This is a genomic window from Thermogemmatispora carboxidivorans (assembly GCF_000702505.1).
Classification (GTDB): Bacteria; Chloroflexota; Ktedonobacteria; order Ktedonobacterales; family Ktedonobacteraceae; genus Thermogemmatispora; species Thermogemmatispora carboxidivorans.
The window spans coordinates 5,048,854-5,067,415 of the sequence record NZ_JNIM01000001.1 but is presented as its reverse complement, the minus strand read 5'-3'; the positions used below and the strand labels follow the sequence as shown (position 1 = coordinate 5,067,415).

General features: G+C 62.0%; 16 protein-coding genes. 8 read left to right on the top strand and 8 right to left on the bottom strand.

Annotation, left to right across the window (positions count from 1 at the left end; translation table 11 throughout):
* The first annotated feature begins 131 nt into the window (after positions 1-131).
* Positions 132-347 (top strand): helix-turn-helix domain-containing protein, encoded by a 216-nt coding sequence (locus N688_RS19975; protein ID WP_052890925.1) that lies wholly within the window; start codon positions 132-134, stop codon positions 345-347.
* A 428-nt stretch (positions 348-775) separates the two neighbouring features.
* Here the strand turns inward: N688_RS19975 and N688_RS19970 are convergent, their stop codons facing one another.
* From N688_RS19970 to N688_RS23420, 8 genes are all read right to left on the bottom strand, one after another.
* A complete protein-coding gene (locus tag N688_RS19970; protein ID WP_052890924.1) occupies positions 776-1,315 on the bottom strand; it encodes a DinB family protein in 540 nt (179 codons plus the stop codon).
* A gap of 15 nt (positions 1,316-1,330) precedes the next feature.
* Positions 1,331-2,380, bottom strand: a complete 1,050-nt coding sequence (locus tag N688_RS23290) for a ParB/RepB/Spo0J family partition protein (RefSeq protein ID WP_052890923.1) — start codon at positions 2,378-2,380, stop codon at positions 1,331-1,333.
* Positions 2,373-3,143: a ParA family protein gene (locus N688_RS19960; protein WP_052890922.1), complete on the bottom strand. Its 771-nt coding sequence runs from the start codon at positions 3,141-3,143 to the stop codon at positions 2,373-2,375. The genes N688_RS23290 and N688_RS19960 overlap by 8 nt, the downstream gene beginning before the upstream one ends.
* Before the next feature lie 230 nt (positions 3,144-3,373).
* Complete coding sequence (locus N688_RS19955) at positions 3,374-4,225, bottom strand: ABC transporter permease (protein ID WP_052890921.1); 852 nt, start codon at positions 4,223-4,225, stop codon at positions 3,374-3,376.
* Positions 4,218-5,102, bottom strand: coding sequence for a molybdate ABC transporter substrate-binding protein (gene modA, locus N688_RS19950; RefSeq protein WP_052890920.1), 885 nt, complete (start codon positions 5,100-5,102; stop codon positions 4,218-4,220). Before modA ends, N688_RS19955 begins: the two co-directional genes overlap by 8 nt.
* A gap of 244 nt (positions 5,103-5,346) precedes the next feature.
* Complete coding sequence (gene mgtE, locus N688_RS19945) at positions 5,347-7,326, bottom strand: magnesium transporter (protein WP_052890919.1); 1,980 nt, start codon at positions 7,324-7,326, stop codon at positions 5,347-5,349.
* Between the two features lie 809 nt (positions 7,327-8,135).
* A complete protein-coding gene (locus N688_RS19940) occupies positions 8,136-9,650 on the bottom strand; it encodes an alpha/beta hydrolase (protein ID WP_081839052.1) in 1,515 nt (504 codons plus the stop codon).
* A complete protein-coding gene (locus tag N688_RS23420) occupies positions 9,647-11,569 on the bottom strand; it encodes a bifunctional lysylphosphatidylglycerol flippase/synthetase MprF (protein WP_052890917.1) in 1,923 nt (640 codons plus the stop codon). The genes N688_RS19940 and N688_RS23420 overlap by 4 nt, the downstream gene beginning before the upstream one ends.
* A 469-nt stretch (positions 11,570-12,038) precedes the next feature.
* On the opposite strand from N688_RS23420, the gene N688_RS19930 reads away from it, so the two are divergent.
* The 7 genes from N688_RS19930 to N688_RS19900 all read left to right on the top strand — a co-directional run bounded on the left by N688_RS19930 (position 12,039) and on the right by N688_RS19900 (position 18,318).
* Positions 12,039-12,710, top strand: a complete 672-nt coding sequence (locus N688_RS19930; RefSeq protein WP_052890916.1) for a YrzE family protein — start codon at positions 12,039-12,041, stop codon at positions 12,708-12,710.
* A 134-nt stretch (positions 12,711-12,844) separates the two neighbouring features.
* Positions 12,845-13,090: a CsbD family protein gene (locus N688_RS22510; RefSeq protein WP_081839051.1), complete on the top strand. Its 246-nt coding sequence runs from the start codon at positions 12,845-12,847 to the stop codon at positions 13,088-13,090.
* 277 nt (positions 13,091-13,367) lie between these two features.
* Entirely contained in the window at positions 13,368-13,721 is a 354-nt protein-coding gene (locus tag N688_RS19920; RefSeq protein ID WP_052890915.1) for a cupin domain-containing protein, read from the top strand.
* 205 nt (positions 13,722-13,926) lie between these two features.
* Positions 13,927-14,694, top strand: coding sequence for an SDR family NAD(P)-dependent oxidoreductase (locus N688_RS19915; protein ID WP_052890914.1), 768 nt, complete (start codon positions 13,927-13,929; stop codon positions 14,692-14,694).
* Positions 14,695-15,111: 417 nt separating this feature from the next.
* Positions 15,112-16,737 (top strand): glutamine-hydrolyzing GMP synthase, encoded by a 1,626-nt coding sequence (gene guaA / locus N688_RS19910; protein WP_238321096.1) that lies wholly within the window; start codon positions 15,112-15,114, stop codon positions 16,735-16,737.
* A 115-nt stretch (positions 16,738-16,852) separates the two neighbouring features.
* Positions 16,853-17,467, top strand: coding sequence for a hypothetical protein (locus N688_RS19905; RefSeq protein ID WP_052890913.1), 615 nt, complete (start codon positions 16,853-16,855; stop codon positions 17,465-17,467).
* Between the two features lie 35 nt (positions 17,468-17,502).
* Positions 17,503-18,318 (top strand): NUDIX hydrolase, encoded by an 816-nt coding sequence (locus N688_RS19900; protein WP_052890912.1) that lies wholly within the window; start codon positions 17,503-17,505, stop codon positions 18,316-18,318.
* Positions 18,319-18,562: the final 244 nt, after the last annotated feature.

The following is an 18,562-nucleotide window of genomic DNA, read 5'->3' as shown; positions in this document are numbered from 1 at the left end:
ATATCAATGAGATACATACATACGTTCATACCGTCATCAGTAATTATATGGCTCAGGAGGGAGGCGGTCACGATGCGTGAAGCCCGTCTTCCGTTTCCTATCCCTCTGTACCTGGAAAGGAGTGACCATACATGGAAGAATTGTTAACCGTCAGCGAAGTTGCCCGCCTCTTGCGCGTCGAGACCACCACCGTGAGGCGCTGGATCAAGAACGGCATGCTAGAGGCCATTCTGCTTCCCCATCACGAGAAGGAGAGCAAGCGGCATGGCTACCGGATCAAGCGCACGACGCTTGATAAGCTCCTGGGCGAGTCGCCCCGTGACTCGGTCTCAGAGCAGCAGAGCTAGCTGACTGACGGCGAGCAGGTAGACATGGGCAAGGAGCCAGGCGCGACCGACGGAAAGTCTGGCTCCCTCTGCTATCCTGAGCCGGGCCGAGGGTGCTGTCCGTCCGCCCTGATGGTTGCATCTCCGGCCCTCCTCAAGGCCGGCGGTCCGGTCGAAGTGGGCGGGTGGGTGGTGGTTGGCGGTGAGCTCTCTTTTCCTACTTATTTGTTTGTACGTTCTGAAGTAAAGAAACGAAACAAGAGCAGGTAGGGTTTCCTGCCTGCTCTTTTCGTTTCTTGCTCTTGCTCTGACGCCGAACTACTGAGCTGAGGGCTGGCTGCCGACAAGGCGGCGAAGGAGGCCTCCAGCCAGCCTGATGAGGTTAGTTAGCCGCCGCTGATCTCGTACGAAAGACAAAAGCAAGGGCGGACTGGTTCGGCGGGAGGGATTCAAGAGGGGGAAAGCGAGGAATTCGCCGATGCCGCCTGCGAGGTCCCGCGCTCGCTGCTGCGGAGGCGCTCGCGGATCTCCACCAACTGGCGGGCATGCTGCCGATCATGCTGAGCCAGGACATTCACCAGCTGGTAGAACTGCAGCGCGCCCCAGGCGTGGTGGTGGCAGGGGCGTTCCCAGGCAGCAGGAGGCAGCTCAGCCAGGAACTGGAGGATCTCCTCGCGGCGGGCCGCCATGCCAGCCAGCACCGCATCCAGCGAGAGGTCGTGCGCCGTCTCGCGCGTCACTCGCGGCCCCTCCGTCTCCAGTGCTGGCAGCTCGGGATTATCCTCCGCCTGCACACGTCGCATTTCCTGCAGGGTCATTCCGTCGACCACGTAGAGATGATAGGCCACCTCCAGGGCTGACCAGTCCTCGGGCGAGGGACGGCGCTCCAGCTCGGCGGCCTGAAAGCGAGCTAACTCAGCCAGAAACTCGGTGCGTGCCGTCACTAACTTCGGACGCACCTTTCCAAAAGGATCTTCCAGGGTAGCCATCGCAGCCTCCCGAAACTACTCCACGTCGTTTTTGACCAGGCGAGCGTAGAGTCGCTCCAGCTCCTCCTGATTATTGAAATGCAGAACCAGCGTGCCCTTACCCTTGGCGTTGCAGCGCAGATCGACCTTCACCATCAGCGAATTACGAAACTGAGACTCCAGCTCCTCCAGGTCGGGGGAGCGCACCGGGGCCGTGCGACTGGGAGCGGGGCGGGCAGGCTGCTCCAGACTTTTCCAGCCGCGCACCAGCTCCTCCGTCTCGCGCACCGTCAGGCGGCGAGAGAGCACCTGGTGCAGTGCCTCCTCCTGGTCCTCGTAGCTAGAGAGGCCGGCGATCGCGCGGGCATGGCCTTCCGTAAAATGCTCGCCCGGGTTGAGTAGCCTCTCGCGGACAGCGGGGGCCAGATTCAGCAAGCGCAGCGTGTTGGTGATTGTCGTCCGCTGCTTGCCGACGCGCTCGGCAATCTGCTCGTGAGTCAGGCCGAACTCCTGGGCCAGGGTCTGGTAGGCCAGGGCCTCCTCGATGGGGTTCAGATCGGCCCGCTGGACGTTCTCGATCAAAGCCAGTTCCAGCATCTGCTGAGGGCTGGCCTCCTTGACAATCACCGGTACCTGGGAGAGGCCGGCCAGGCGGGCAGCTCGCCAGCGGCGCTCACCGGCGATCAACTGGTAGCGAAGCGGAGAGGAGGCAGTACTCGCCCGCGCCTCCGAGGCAGGAGCGGGAGCGGCCCAGGGGTCATCGTCGGGAGCACCAGCCCAGGGATCGGGAGGGGGGGCGCTCTCCTCCTCCAGGCGCGTCACGATCAGAGGCTGCAGCAGGCCATGCTCTTTAATGGAAGCGCTCAGCTCCAGCAGGGCGGGGTCGTCGTCGCGACAGAGGCGCCGCGGCTGGCGTGGGTTAGGCAAAATACTATCGATAGGAACCAGCTGAGTCGCGCCCTCGGCCTCCGCCCGCGGCGGCGGTTGGTGTGCGGCGGGGGCCTCCGCGGCGGGGGTGGGAGAGGCGCCCGAGCCAGAGAACAGAATATCGAGACCGCGCCCGATTGGAGACTTTTTATTAACCACGGGCCATTACCTCCTCTGCCAGCGCGCGATAGGCGAGGGCGCCGGGCGAATCGGGATCGTAGTCCAGAATCGGCTGCCCGAAGCTGGGGGCCTCGCTGAGGCGCACATTGCGATTCACGATCGTATTAAAGACCTCGTTCGGAAAATGCCCGCGAACCTCACGGACGATCTCACCGGCCAGGCGCGTGCGGGGATCGTACATCGTCAGCAGGACGCCGGCGATGTAGAGGTCGGGGTTCAATTTATTCTTCACGAGCTGGATCGTATTCAGTAACTTGGTGAGGCCCTCCAGGGCCAAATATTCGCACTGGATCGGAATAATGACGCCATCGGCGGCCACCAGCGCATTGACGGTCAGCAGGCCGAGCGAGGGGGGACAATCGATCAAGATATAGTCACAGCGGCGCCGAATAGGCTCCAGGGCCTGGCGCAGGCGCTGCTCGCGGGCCAGGGCGCTAACCAGCTCGATCTCCGCCGCGGCCAGATCAACAGTACAGGGCGCGACGACTAGCTCACGGCGCTTGGTCGGTACGATGACATCGAAAATGGTGACACCTTCGTCCTGCCTGACCAGCAGGTCATAGACGGTGTGTTCGCGCACCTTCGGAGCAACGCCAATGCCGCTGGTCGTATTGGCCTGCGGGTCCATATCAACCAGGAGCACTTTGCGACCCGCGGCTGCCAGATAGGTTGCAAGGTTGATAGCGGTGGTGGTTTTGCCCACCCCGCCCTTCTGGTTGGCGATTGCGTAGACTTTCGACACTGGTTACTTCCGTACCTTTCTGATCGAACCGATCCGTCGCCGGGCGGGTGTAAAGGATGTACTGACAGCATGACCGCGCGTGTTGCAAGTGGCACCTACATTGTAACAAATGGGAAGAGCTGACGCAACTGGGAACAGCTTTTCTTGCGCTCGCTCTGTTGCTGGGAACGGGAAGCCTCTCTGTAAGGCTGGCCGGGTGTGGTGGGGGCTGCGCTCGCGCTTCTTGGCTGTTAGCTCTCGCGTCCCAGGCGCAGGGCCAGCAGCAAGGCGAAGGAGACGGCTAAGACCAGCACCGAGAGCGCTACCGCCGCATCGAGATTGGTTTCTGCCGCGATGTAGATGGCGATGGGCATAGTTTGGGTTGTGCCGGGGAAGTTGCCGGCGAAGGTGATGGTGGCTCCAAACTCGCCCAGGGCCCGGGCCCAGGTCAGGCCCATGCCGCTCAGCAGGGCCGGGCGGATCAGGGGCAGGACCACGCGGAGAAAGGTGTAGAAGGGCGAGGCGCGTAGCGTGTAGGCCGCCTGCTCGTAGCGAGGATCGAGTTGCTCCAGGCCGGCGCGGGCGCTGTTGACGAAGAACGGGGCCGAGACGAAGGTCTGGGCCATGACCACGGCCACTGTTGTAAAAGGCAGGCTGATCCCCACGGCGCTCAGATAGCGGCCCAGCAGCCCAAAGCGACCGAAGGTCAACAACAGGGCCACGCCGGCCACCACCGGCGGGAGCACTGTTGGCATCGTCACCAGGGTTTCCAAGAGCCGGCGGCCTGGCAGCCGCGTGCGTGCCAGGACCCAGGCCACTGGGAGACCGAAGAGCACGCTGAGCACCGTGCTGGCAGTCGTGGTGACCAGGCTCAACTGCAGGGCCGTAAAAGTGTCGGGCTGGGTTAAGGCGCTCCACAGTTGCTGTGGTGGCTCATGCACGAGCAGGGCCGCCAGGGGGATGCCCAAAAAGAGCAGAAAGCTGGCGGCCAGCAATCCGACCAGGATCGCCATCAGAATGCGGCCCTGCGCGGGTGAAAGCCAGGGACGCCGGCCTCGCGGCCTGGTTGCGTGGGGGGCCGGCGCCTGTTGCACATCAACCATTCTTCGAAATGAACTGATACTTCTCCAGAGTTGCCTGTCCCTGCGGCCCGAGGACATAGTCGACGAAGCCCTGGGCCTCGGAAGCGTGTGCCGAGGTCTTGACGACCGCAATCGGGTATTGAGCGATGACGTTGAACTCGTCCGGGATCGGGATGATCTTGACTTTGCCCTGAGCGCTGGCGGCATCCGTCTGATAGACGCAGCCGGCATCGGCCTCGCCCAGCTCAACCTTCTGCAGGACCGCCGTCACATTGTCCTCCTGAGAGATGACGTTGCTCAGCAGGGCCTTCTCAAACTGGGGGCCGTAGGTCGAGGATTGCGCCATCTTGTCGAAAGCCTGGCGGCAGTATTTGCCCGCAGGCACCGTGGAGGCGGCGATGTCAAACTTCAGGCCCTTCTTGGACAGATCTTGCAGCGTGTTGACGCCGGCGGGATTGGAGGAGGGCACGATGATGACCAGCCGGTTCTTGGCGAAGACCTGGGGATTGCTGACCAGGCCGGCCTGGCTGGCTTTATTCATATTGTCCAGATCGGCTGAGGCGAAGACGTCCGCCGGCGCGCCATTGGCCAGCTGCTGTTCGAGGACCTGCGAGCCGGCAAAGTTGAACTTAAAACTGACGTTGGAGTGGGCCTTGTGATACTGGTTGGCAATGTCCTGAAAGGCATTTTTGAGGGATGCGGCGGCGAAAACATTCAGCGTGACCGCCGGGGCGCTGGCGCCACCGGTGTTGCTGCTGCTTCCACTGCTGCTGCCGCAGGCAGCCAGCCCCAGGGCCAGGACCAGAACAAGCGTGAGGGCGCCGGGCAGGTGCCGCCAGCGAGCCTGGCGGCGCGGCAAGGTTGAGAAATAGGCTGTTCGTGCGGAGACAGTGGACATGGTGGGCCTCCTTCTTCTCCCTACTCTCTAGCTATGAGCGCGCTTGAAATAGAGGTGAAAACTCTATTTTTGAGTATTCACAAATTGAGTATAGAGAAGGAATTGCCGAGATGTCAAGCCAGGAAAGGAGGAGGGCGGAGCGGAGAGGGGCGGAGAGAAGAGGAGAGGAGGTCGGCTATCCGGGCAGGGGCGGGCCGCACTCGTGCTCTTCGTGCCCGGCGGCCCGCCATCCCTGTAGCAGGGGTCAGCCCGTATAGAGCGGGCCTGTCAGCAAAGGCAGGGTAATTCCCAGAAAAGTGCACACGCTGAGGACGGCAATCAGGGGGTCCAGCAGCGGTGCATTGAGCAAGCTACCGCGCAGGTGGAGGCGGTAGAAGAGCGTAGGCAGCACCAGGCCCAGGATAGCGGCCAGCAGGAGCGTCAGGCCCAGGCCGAACCCCATCGCCAGCGCCAACAAGGGCGAGCCGAAGAGGACCCAACTGAGGGCGGCCACGCAGACGCTCGCCAGTACGCCGCCGGCGGTTCCCAGCTGCAGCTCGCGGAAGAAGCCGCGCCAGAAGTCGCGTCCGCGCTGTGAACGCAGCTGCCAGCCAGTGACGCCGAGGGCCTGTGAACCCACACTACCGCTGGTGAGCAAGAGCATGGGCAGCAGCGAGACCATGCCGCTGAGCGTGGTAGGTGAGTGGAGAGCGCGCAAGAGGCCGCCGAAGGTCGCCGGGTCCTGAGCCAGGCGAGCACTGGCGCGCAAGACTGGGCCGAAGAGGCCATTCAAGAGCAGCGCCAGCAGGAGGCCGGCGGCTACATTGACAGCCAGCCAGGTCACACGTCCAAGCACGGCGCGCCAGGAGGGCGTTTCCTCTTCGGTAGTGAACTCTTCGACGCTCGTGCCGGCAATCTCTGAGAGATCCTCGGCCTGCTCCTCACGGATCACGTCGATCGCGTCGTCCACCGTGATCAGGCCGACCAGGCGGCCCTCCTCATCAAGCACTGGCAGTGCCAACAAATTGTAGTGCGAGATCAGGCGAGCCACCTCTTCCTGGTCGGTATCGGTGTGGACGTGGATCACATCCGGATTGAGCAGGTCCTGCAAGCGTGTCTGTGGATCGGCGGTCACCAGACTCCGCAAGGAGACCACGCCCATCAGGCGCTGCTCGTCATCGACCACGTAGAGGTAGTAGATTGTCTCCAAATGATCGGCGTGGCGGCGCAGGTAGGTCAGGGCCTCTTCGACCGTCAGATGCTGGGGGAGCCCGAGGACGCGAGTTGTCATCAGGCCGCCGGCAGTCTGTTTGTCATAGTGAAGCAGATCACGTACCTGACGGGCCGCCTCGGCGGGCAGCAGATTCAGCAGGCGTTCGGCTTCCTCGCGTGGCAGCTCGGCCAGGACATCGGCCACGTCGTCGGGGGCCAGAGCTGCCAACAGGCGGGCAGCGCGTTCAGAGTCGAGGCCGCTGATAATCTCGGCCTGCAGCGGCAGCTCGACCTCACTCAAGGTGTCGGCAGCCGTTTCGGTATCCAGGCGCTCCAGCATGGCGCCGGCCTCTTGAGCGTCGAGCTGCTCCAGGATATCGGCAATATCTGCCGGGTGCAGGTCGGCCAGCTTTGTGCGGCTGACGCTCAGCTGGACCTGGGGGACGACGCCGCCGGCCATGACTGTGCCAGCGCTGCCCACGCCGGCCCCGGCCAGGGCCGGCGCGAGCTGTTCGCTGGTGCTTGTCTGAACGACCTGGATCGGCTCCACATAGTTCCAGGTGATGGTTCGGTCCTGCAGGCGCAGCGGCAGGACCCGGCCCAGCAGCTCGATGGGAGCCAGCAGCCCAAGTCGGCGTAGCAGGCCGCTCGCGCTAATATCCACGCCGATCAGGCGCGCCGTTCCTTTAATTTGCGCCAGCTTCAGATCGTTGACCTTCACGACGCGCACGCCCTGCGTATCGACAATCTGCTTATCCAGAATATCGCGCTTGAGTAGCAGCTCGTCGGGTTGGGGAGTGTAGGGGGTAATCTCGGCCTGACGAACCTTCAAAGTGATAGGAGTCTCCTCAAGGCTGTGCACCTGCGACCAGGGCACAACCAGCGTATTGGTATTCAATGGTGGGCGCACCACCAGCGCCGTGACACAGGGAAAGGTCTCGCGCGGCGAGACATACAGATCCCAAAGTGTACCCAGGCGCCGCCCCTCGCTATCATGGACACTCTGACGCAGCAGTGTGCTCAAGTAGATCAAGGGTATCACCACCTTTCCTCGTCTGCTCGATAGACAATACAGGCCGGTCGCTCGGCCACAGCAATGTGGTTGAGCGAGAGGAGATAGCGACGTGTGTGTATCTGCTTGATGGACACGGTGAATGCAGCCTGACCGGAAGCCACGGGCAGGCGCGATGCCGGGCACGGACCCCAGGCCAAAGGGCCGCTCCGCGCTGCTCTGAGACCGAGAGGCCAGAGCAGGCTGGGGCAAGCCGGGTATCGGCCCGGTCAGGGCTGCTGTTGTAGCGGGAAACCCTTATGCACAGGGGCACCCTTGAAAAAAGGGCACGTAGGACTGACTGGCAGCGGGAAGTGTTTACTCGATAGCGGCTGACCGCTGGCAGAGGATCACGCTCATCGAGTAAGGTGGTGATGCAGAGGAGACGATGACTGACTGACTAATTGCTCTCCAGAATAAAGGAGTGAGCGATGAGACCGTGCGCCAGTATACGTCGGGCGAAAGCTAGATCCCCCCTACTCGATGAGGTGACACACACTTACCCGCGAGCAGGCATGTAAAAGCTACACGCCTACTACTACTTGGGCCAGCGTCCATGTCCCTCACCTCCTTGGCCCGTTGAGCCGCGGCGCTCCAGAGAGGAGGCGTAGCGCTCTGGCCACTCCACCTGGGGCTGGAGCTAAAGAATAGACGCGGTCACGGGGATCACACAAACGGAACAAAGCATGAATATGTCTTGTCAGAGTATAGCACGCGGGTGGGGGAATCGGCAAGCTGGTGCGCTGAGCCTCTAGAACTCCACGATCCAGCAGCCCCCCATTTCTCCTAGCTTACTGGGAAGTGCTCTGGCCCCAGTGGAGCCAGAGCAGAGCATGGTAAAGCTGAGTCTCCCAGACGTGCCACGAATGATAGCCTTTTTCGATGTCCAGCGTATAGCGCACGTGGAGCTTCTTGAGCACCTGGGCGAACTGTAGCGTGTCGCTATAATAAGGCTGGTCCCTGGTGGCCGCTCCCAGGAAGAAGGCCAGCCGCTGGCTGGAGCGATTGCTGGCGATGCTAGAGAGAGGGCTATTAGCGCGTCGGTAGGTCGCATTGCTGCCCCAGATCAGGCCCTCGGCGCGGTAGTAGCCACCCAGTGAGATGACAAAGCCGAAAACGTCAGGGTGGTGGATGGCGATGTTGGTCGCTCCAAAGCCGCCCATCGAGTTCCCGCCGATCGCGCGATCCGCCGGTGAGGGGATCGTGCGATAGTGGCTGTCAATGTAGTGAACTAAATCGATAGCCACATAATTCTCTAGCAATTGCTTTCCATCGCCGCTGTTGCCCCATTCACTGGTTGCACCGGGACGCCCATTTCCATCGGGGAAAACCATGATCAGCTCGGGAATCTTCCCCAGATCAATCAGGGTATCAGCCGATTGCTCGGCTTTGCCGCCGGTGATCCAGTCGACGATCTTGCCGGGAGAGCCATGCAGCAGATAGAGCACCGGGTAGCGCTGTTGTTGGCCGGCGGGTGTATTGTAGGACGGCGGCAGGTAGACCAGGAACGAGCGGCGCTGTCCGTGCAGGGCGGGGCTGGCGAAGCCATCTTTGACCACAGTGCCCTTGCTCGGGCGTCCGGCGGCGGTCTGGATGACTGGCGGTGTGTGGATACCGGTATCGGGAGCAAAGAGAAAAAGATCGCCTGAGCCGGCAGCCAGCACCAGCGAGGCGACCAGCAGGGCGACCAGGAGCCAGGACCCCGCGAGAGCCAGGGGCCGTGATGGAGAGGCAGCAGGCGCGGCCAGCTCTGAGGTGGGAAGCGGCGCAGTCTCCTGCGGGGTGGCGAGCCGCTGCTGAGAGCGCAGGAGCTGCCAGGTCTGGGCGATGGGATCGAAGAGCGTACGGGCCAGGGTCTCACCGATCGCGCAGCCGGCAAAGGCGGCCAGCAATGCCAGAGCCAGCAGCATCAGCACCGTATGCAGCAAGGCTTCCGCGTTGAGCGGCTCCAACTGGCCGCCGGGGTCACGTACTGGCTGGAGTTCGGCCCCGATGAAATCCTGCAGATAAGCCGACCAAAAGAGCAGGAGGCTGGCAGGTAAGGCTCCCAGAAGGCGACGTCCGACCAGACCTCCGCAGAAACCAGCGCCCGCACAGCAGAAAAGGGCTGTCAGCATCTGGGTGCGCTGTATATCCAGGCCGAGCGCGATGAGCAGTGCGCTCAGCCCTGGGGTCATGCCAACGATAAGCAGCGCGCCGCCGACCAGAGCTCCGACAAAGGAGAGCAGCGGCGGCACAAACGCCCGCAGCGGGCGGCGCGGGCGTTTCTCTCTGACCAGGCCCGAAAGTTCCCATGTATTTTTCATCGATATATCGTGAGTAGATTCGGATTTGGTAGTCCAGGGACAGGTTCCCCAGCCGCTGGGCGCTGCTGGTGAGCGTTGAGAATGGCCAGCGCGATGCGCGGCAGGGCCAGCGTATTGCTGGCGGCCACATAGCGGCTCTCCCAGCGCGGCTGAAACTTTTGCTTGAAGCGAAAGAGCGTGCGATGCTCTTCCAGAATATGGACATGCTCCAGCAAAAAGTTGGCGACGGCGCGCTGGCCGGCGGAAAGCTCCTGGTTGGTATCGCTGGCGGCGATCAGACCCAGGCTCATGAGCCAGGCCCCGGCCTCGCGGAAGCGCTCAATAGCGCGTACCAGCAGCAGCTCCATGACCCCATAAGGGGCATCAGGCGCGCGGCGCATCACATCGAGGGCCCAGCCCCAGTCACGGCGCAGGCCATCCCTGCTGTCCTGGAGACCATAGATTGGTGTAAAAGAGACAAAGGCGCAGAGCTTGTTTGCGCGATCGAAAGCCAACCCCAGTGTCAGACGAGGCACGGGCTGCCGACTTACCTGTGAGTGCGTGCTCTCAGCGGCGATTGCCGCGATCAGATGGGCCCGTTGGGCCATTGCAGGCAACTCGCTGAGGCGTCCCATGCTGAAGCCCATTTCTTCCGTTTCGCGGGCCCCTTTCTGTTGAAGCCAGGCGCGCGAGAGCTGGACCATCTGCTCGTACAGCTCTGGTGGGGGCGCCTCTTCCAGCCAACGCAGGGTCACCCCCTCGCGCTCGGCCCGACGGCTACTGGTGCGCACATTGGCCATAGCTGGGCCGCTCAGGCTGAAGCTGCGTGGGTCGATCAGGGCCTCCTCGCCAATTTTGAAGATGCTCAGGCCGTAGGCGCGATAGTATGGTAGGAAAGCAGGGTGGACCTGGTAGATGGCCACCTGCCAGCCATTGCGCTGGCACAGCTCCAGAAAGGCGCGGCTGACCTGCTCACGTGCCTCTGGGGGACAGATGGGGTCACCGGGGACCACAGCGACCGCATTGACCAGCCGGTAGGCGACGAGGCCCTCGCCATTGGGAGCCAGGTAGCGTAAGTTCGCCGGGTCCAGGGCGAAGAAGGCCAGTGTCTCCTGTCCATAGCGCTGCAGCAGATCCAGGGCCCGGCGTTCGACCTGGGCCAGATGTTCCCGTTGCTGGGCAAGCCACCAGCGGGCGCTGACTGGGCGCAGCAAGGCCATCATGCCGGTCAACAAGGCGGTGACCGCTAAGATGGGCAGCGAGTCCAGGAACCAGCGCGCACGTCGGGTCAACGGCAGCAGCTCTTGAGCGGGCAGATTCAGCATCCGACGCAGCAGGGCCAGCAGCGTGGCCCCGGCGCCACTCGTTGCCAGAAACTGCCCTTCGATCAGGTAGTAGCCACCGATGCCGTAGAGGAGGAGCAAGGCGGCTCCAATGGCCAACAGGGCAAAGCCCTGGCGAGTGCGCCAGGGATCGCTTGCCACCTGAAAGCAGGGACGCGCCAGCAACAGTACTCCCCAGAGGCCACAGGAAAGCAGGGCCTCCTCAAGGGCCAGACCGCGCAGCACATGCAGCAAGGCCGACAAGGGTAGGAGAAACATGGTCACTTGCCAGGCGCGCTCTTTGCCACGGGCCAGGCCGAGTGCGAGCAGGATCAAGAAGAAGCCGATGAGCAGCGCGATGGTGTGACTGGTCTGGACGAAGGGCCAGAAAGCAGGCCCAAAAGGCGCTAGCAGATCAATGGCGGTCAGCAGGTCGCGCAGCAGCTCCAGACGTCCCGGGTGGAATGGCAGCAAGATCACAAGGCCATTGATACAGCCCAACAAAGCCACAGTCAGCGCCAACAGGCCCCTGATCAAGCGGCGTGACGGCGTGACGACTGACTTCCGGCCTGGACGTGGGGGCAGTGCTACAAAGCGCGAGAAGAAGGTCTGCTTCATAGCTCACCCTCCCCGGCCTTTCTCGCTGGCCTGGTCTGCTTTGTCTGTCTGGTCATCGTTCTGCGTGGCGCAGGCGAACCCGGGACGGCCCCAACACCACGCAGTGACTCCGGCGGTGTCATACCCTTCTGCCTGTTCTGTAAGCAACCATCCTTTCAAGGCATGTTCTTGATCCTATTATGGGGAGCTTTTTCAAGGGCTGTCAATAAAGTCGTGGTGTGGCCCAGGCCAGTCCCCACGCCGTATAGCGGGGCAGACCTGCGGGAGCCGGCGTCGGCGGCTGTTGGGGTTAACGATTGAAACCCGAGCGTCTGATCTCACGTGTTTCTACACGGACCGAACCTTTGCACAAGTATTCCCAAAGGGCGCAGCTGCGTCCAGAGGGGAAAGGGATGCGGGTCGGTTATAAATTTACAGGACAGCAACGAGCTACTCCGGTCGCTAAAGGGTCAGAGAAAGTGAGCACATTATGGAAGATGTTCATCAGCTCCATACAGCAGCGAAAGGAGCAGGCAGACCGGCGGAGCAGGTCGGGGGCTTAGGTGCGGAGGTCCCGATTGCTGAGCCGGAGACCGTGCGCGTAGAGCCGGTACAATCGACGCCGGGGGCCAGTGTGAGGAAAGAGGAGGCCGGTTCGGCGCGGGAACCGGGGCGCTTGCCCGAGCGGGGGACGCGCTACGCGCTGATCAGCGGCCTGCTTATGGGCGTACTCGTAGCTCTGGTCACCATTGTTCTCGTCTTGGTGAACGCTGGCCTCTTCAATGAGGCTCATCGCCAGGTTATGCGCGATGCGCTCACCGTGCGAGTAGCGTTGCTGCTAGCCGCCATCTACGGGATTACCTGGCTGGTGGCGCTCATTGTAGCTTTCATCGGTGGTCTCATTCTTGGGCGGATCGCTGTGCGTCGGCGTCTGGGCTTCCTGGCGGGGGGCGTAGGTGGCATTGTCTACTCGCTGCTTCTCTGGCCGACCAGCTTTATTCCCGCCTATCCGGGCAATCTGACTGGTACCGCCACACTGGATGCCGGCACCGCTGTCTTAGAGGTGCTCTGGTGCCTCTTGTGGGGTCTGGGGGGAGCACTGGTCTGCCTCGCTGGCACGTGGGTAGCCTCTGCTCGCCACCCGCACTATCGTGACCGCTGAAAGGGTCGATCCTCTCTGTGATCCTCATAGGCCAGGCGGCGATTGCCAGGGGTATGCTGGTCTGTTTGGCTGGCGTACTTGCGCCCAAGGAGAGATCAGGTGATAGATGACTAAGAAAGGAAGGAAACACTACGATGAATAAAGATGAACTCGAAGGCAAGGCCAAAGAGGCTCAGGGTGGCCTGAAAGAGTCGCTGGGGAACCTGACTGGCAATGAGCAGCTACAGGCCGAAGGTAAGGCCGACAAGGTGGAGGGCAAGGCCCAGGGGCTGCTCGGCAAAGTCGGCGAGAAGCTGCACGAGGCTGCCGAGCAGGTGAAAGAGGCCGCCCAACACGCCGGCGACAAGGCCAAAGAGGCCAAGGAGGAGCGTCAGCCCTAGCCTGATTCTCCCTGCTCAGCCTGCTTGCTGGCTGGCCAGCGAACTGGCTACTTTCAGCTTCTCTTCATATCGTAGAAAGGTGAAGACCGGGGCTCACTCCCACACCGGGGAGCGAACCCCGGTCCTTTTGTCTCTGGCTCATCTGGCTGACTCGTCTCTGTTAACAGAGCTTTTAGCAGGCCATCATCGGCTATTTACAAATGCATCCTATACTGCTGAAAATACGATTGGCCGGGATAATGGCGCCAGCTTAGCATCAGAACATGAAGGAGAAGCTATGCAAGTAATTCGTTGGAAAGGATCACATCTTCCTGATGAGGAAGAATTGCGACAGCGGATGCAGGAGCAAGGACTTGTCCCGTACAGCTGGTCCAACGCTCCGGGGGATACCTATGCCGTGCACAGTCACAGCTACGACAAGGTGCTCTACTGTGTGCGTGGCTCCATTCGCTTTGTGCTGCCTGACACGCCTGGGCCGGAGGGTATCATTGACCTGGGGCCAGGGGATTGCATGATTCTACCGGCGGGCACGCGCCACAGCGCCTTTGTCGGGCCGAAGGGGGTGACCTGCCTGGAGGCCCAGCGCACGCCGACCAGGCGTTCCCAGGGACACGAGCAGGTTGGGCGCTAGCGGGCCCTGGTCTTTGCTGTCTTCTCTGGCTGCCTCGCTCCCTGGGTCTGGCGCGTTGGTTGGGACAGGGGGACGTGCAGGTGCCAGCGCAAAACCGGCGAAGAGAGCGAGCGGCCCCTTTGCGCTGGTGATTGCTAAAGATATACTATACTTAATGTAACCTGTACCAACGTCGCCTTCACCACATTGCGAAAAGGAGCATACTATGGGACGACTTGATGGACGAGTAGCCTTTGTGACCGGAGCCGGGCGCGGGATTGGCGCGGCGACAGTGCTGCGCATGGCCGAGGAGGGCGCGCGTGTCGCCCTGGTCGACATCGACGTGGAGGGCTGCCAGCAGGTCGCACAGGAGCTGGAGCGTCTGGGGGCGCAGTGTCTTGTGTTGCCTTGCGACGTCTCCAAGAACGCTCTGGTTGAGGAGGCGGTGGAGAAAACAGTCAGCCAGTTTGGGCGGCTCGATATCCTTGTGAACAACGCGGGGATCATTCGCGATAACCTCCTCTTCAAGATGAGTGAAGAGGACTGGGATGCCGTCATGGGCGTGCATCTGAAAGGCGCTTTTCTGTGCAGCCGTGCCGCGCAAAAGCACATGGTGCAGCAGCGCTACGGTCGCATTATTTCTCTCTCTTCGACTTCGGCCCTGGGCAACCGGGGACAGGCCAACTACTCGACAGCCAAAGCGGGCTTGCAGGGCTTCACGCGCACTCTGGCCATCGAGTTAGGCCCTTTTGGGATCACGACCAACGCCGTGGCCCCCGGCTTTATTGATACCGAGATGACCCGTTCTTCGGCCCGCCGGCAGGGGCTTGATCCCGAGGAGGTCATTGCGGAGGCCTCCAAGCGCATCCCCGTGCGGCGCGTGGGGCAGCCGCGGGACGTAGCTAACGTCATTTGCTTCCTGGCCTCAGAAGAGGCTGGCTTTGTCAATGGGCAGATCATCTATGTCTCAGGCGGGCCGGCGCCGCGCTCCTGAACCTCGGTCCTGGCAGGCCCCTCTCTGACTCAGCTGCTTCGACAAGTCGGGCCTGCAAGCAAACAGAAGATAGGGAGCCGTCGTCGCCCTCAATGAAGGACCGGGACCGGGAACGCTGCGTCTTCCTGGCGAACAGACCTCCCGGTCCTTCCTGCTCTCTCTGCCAGACTGGCCGATTGCCCTCCCCGACTCACGGCGGCCTGACCGCTGCACCTCCTCGGTGCGTCCTCCCCTGCGGAACTCCTCTTCGCTTCGGCTCACCAAAGCAGAGTGATGGGCAAGCGACCAGGCGAAGATTGGTGGGAGCGAGGGATAGCGGGAAGGGCCTGTGAAGGGTTACAATAGAGACACGTATTACTTCGTAAAGCGGGGAGAGTCTCATTGATCCAGGCCATGAAAGGGGAGGAAGGTAGCCTCGTGACAAACTACGCGCGTCGTCAGGCCATCATTGTTCTCGATTTCGGCTCACAGTATAGCCGCCTCATTGCGCGGCGCATTCGCGAGCATCAGGTCTACAGCGAGCTGGTGCCGGCTGAGACCACGCTGGAGCAGTTGCAGCGTGAGAAAGCTCATCTTGATATCAAAGGGTTTGTCCTCTCAGGAGGGCCGGCCAGCGTCTATGATGCCCAGGCTCCGCGCTGCGATCCGGCCATTCTCCAGAGCGGCCTGCCGGTGCTGGGCATTTGCTATGGCATGCAGCTGCTGGCGCATCAGCTTGGCGGTCACGTCGCCCCGGCTCGGGGCCGGCGCGAGTATGGGCCAGCGACTATTGAACTGCAGCCCGTCGCTGGTGAGCAGGGCCGTGCTGCTGAGATCTTTGCCGATCTTCCAGGGGCGGAGGCCCCAGCAAGTGACCGCAGCTTGAGAGTGTGGATGAGCCACGGCGATAGCGTCGACCAGTTGCCGCCCGGCTTTACGGTGCTGGCGCGCAGCGAGAGCAATCCCTGCGCAGCGATTGCCGGGCCAGGCGGTCTGATTGGTCTGCAGTTTCACCCCGAGGTCACGCACACCCCCCAGGGGCGGGAAATCCTGCGCAATTTTCTCTTCCGCGTCTGTGATTGTCGCGCGGACTGGACGCCCGGCTCGGTCATTGACGAGACTGTGGCCCAGATTCGCAGCCGAGTGGGAGAGGCGCGTGCCATCTGTGCCCTCTCCGGTGGCGTCGACTCCGCAGTCGCGGCCCTGCTGGTCCATCGTGCCATTGGCGAGCGCCTCACCTGTATCTTTGTCGACACTGGCTGCATGCGGGCTGGCGAGCCTGAGCAGGTTGTAGAGACCTTCAGCCGCCATCTGCACATTCCCCTGATCGCCGTTGACGCGCGCCGACGCTTTCTGGCTCGCCTGGAGGGGATCACTGACCCTGAGCAGAAGCGTAAGATCATCGGCGAGGAGTTTATCCGTGTCTTCGAAGAGGAGGCCCTGCGCCTGGCGCAAGAACAGGGGCTGATCAGCTTCCTGGTTCAAGGGACGCTCTACCCTGATGTCATCGAGAGCGCAGGGCGCGATACCGCCAGCACCGCCACGCGCATTAAGACCCATCATAATGTCGGTGGCCTGCCAGAAGAGATGACGTTGCAGCTTGTGGAGCCGCTGCGCTGGCTCTTTAAAGATGAGGTCCGCGAGATTGGCCTGACTCTGGGGCTGCCTGAAGAGTGGGTCTGGCGGCATCCCTTCCCCGGGCCAGGTCTGGCCATTCGCGTCATCGGCGCTGTCGACGAGCAGCGTCTGGAGACCCTGCGGGCTGCCGATGCCATCCTCATCGAGGAACTCCGCCGCGCCGGCCTCTATCGTCAGGTCAGTCAGGCTTTCGCCGTGCTCACTCCCGTACGCAGCGTAGGAGTGATGGGCGATGGCCGCACCTACGCTCAGGTCGTGGCGCTGCGCGCCGTGACTACCGAGGACTTTATGACTGCGGACTGGGCCCGCCTCCCCTACGATCTGCTGGCCCGCGTCGCCAATCGCATCGTCAACGAGGTACCTGGCGTTAACCGCGTCGTCTATGACATCACCTCGAAGCCACCTGCAACTATCGAATGGGAGTAAGTCGCTTTGACCTGCCAGGCAGACCGCTGCCACCATCTTGCCCAGGCGAGCCAGCTGGGGGCAGCATCCTGTCAGGGCAAAAAAGGAGATGCATTGACGCAAGGAGCAGATCGCAATGGGTGTCGATATCACCGGTTGGATCGAGTGCCGCCAGTTCTTTATCCTGGAAAGCGAGACTACCCCCTGGGAACCAGCCATCAGGCTGGGCTTTCTCTTTCATGACCGTAACTACGATGCCTTTGGCTGCCTCTTCGGGGTCAAGAATTATGCCAACTTTCGCCCGGTCGCTGAGGGGCGCGGCCTGCCCACGGATGTCTCACCTGAGGTGCGGGCAGCCTATGAGCGCTGGGGCGATGAGATCTTTGGGGCAAGCTGGATTACCTGGGCCGAGATCAAGGCCATTGATTGGGAAGAGCCGGCAGAATTGCCAGATGCCCGCATTCACTGCTACCGCCGCGCTGAAGATGGTAGCCTCGTTTATGAAGGTAAATCCGCCTGGGATCGGGATTTTGCCGAAGTAGTCGGTCACTCGTTGATCGAGGGGATCTTCGGCGCCTGCACCTGGCCAGAAGGGCAGGAGTGGGAAATCGGAGGAAAAGTGTATCGCTCTGTGCGCCTGCGACGCAAAGATGCGCGTGCTAGTTGGAAAGCGACTTTCTCGGTCATGGAGGCATTGGCGTCCAACTATGGCGATGATGGCGTCAGAATGATTGTCTGGTTCTACTCGTAACGACATCTCTTCAGTGTAGAAGTGCAGGGCGAGCCATGCGCGAGTTTGAAATCCTGGTGCGCGGCTGCTTCGATGCCGGGCGGCTCGTCGTCAGCTTCGACGAGCGCCTGCGCATGCCGCGCACTCAGCACGATGATGAGGACTGCATTGAGGCATGCTGGCGTCAGAAGATGCAGGAGATGCAGCAACGCGGGGCGGCTCTCTACAATGGGACCCTCTATCGACTGGCTAACTGGGAGGTGCGCCTTGACGGATGTCTCTGGCTGGAGCTAGGAGTCACCAGCTATAAAGAGTATGTGGCGAGCCGAGACGCGCGCTTTGCCCAGGGTCGTGGGCGGCGCGAGCTGAGCAACCCTCTGGCCGTCTGCTCTGTGATCGAGACCGCCGACGGGCAGCTTTTGATCGAGCGGCGGCGGGGCGTGGATGTCTACGAGGGGCGCTATCATGTCATTGGTGGCTTTTCTGAGAGCGAGCGCGATCGCGATAACGTGGGGCAGCCCGACCTCTTTGGGGCTATCCAGCGTGAGATTCGCGAGGAGACCGGCCTGCGAAGTGAAGACATTGTCCGCCAGCTCTGCCTGGGCCTGGTCTACGATCTGATGATGCCCCATCCTGAACTTTGCTTTCTTACCTGCCTGCGTCTTCCACTGGAGGAGGTCAGGCAGCGCCAGCCGGAGGATCGGGAGATAGAGCGTCTCCTCTCGCTGCCGGCGCGCGCCGAGAGCCTGCGCTCCTTCCTCTTTACTCACCACGGACAGATCTCGGCCACGGGCGAGCCGGCCCTCTTGTTCTACGGAGGCTGGCGCTTCGGTGAAGCCTGGTATGCCGAAACGCTCTGGCGCCTGACATGATCAGTTGATTGCTTAACTGACTGAGCGTCAGCCGAGAAGGCTGGAAGGGCACCAGGGGCCGGGGCTGGAGCGGCGACCTCGCTGCTTGCGGTTCGCAGGCAGATAGGATATGATAGAGACAACAGATGGCATGGACAGACAGAGAGCGCGGCTTTGCTGTGGCTGGCCTGGTCAGCGGATGGTAGGAACCGGGCTATGTCCACAGGGAGCCGGGCCGGTGCCCGAGCAGTCTGCGCGGGCGGTG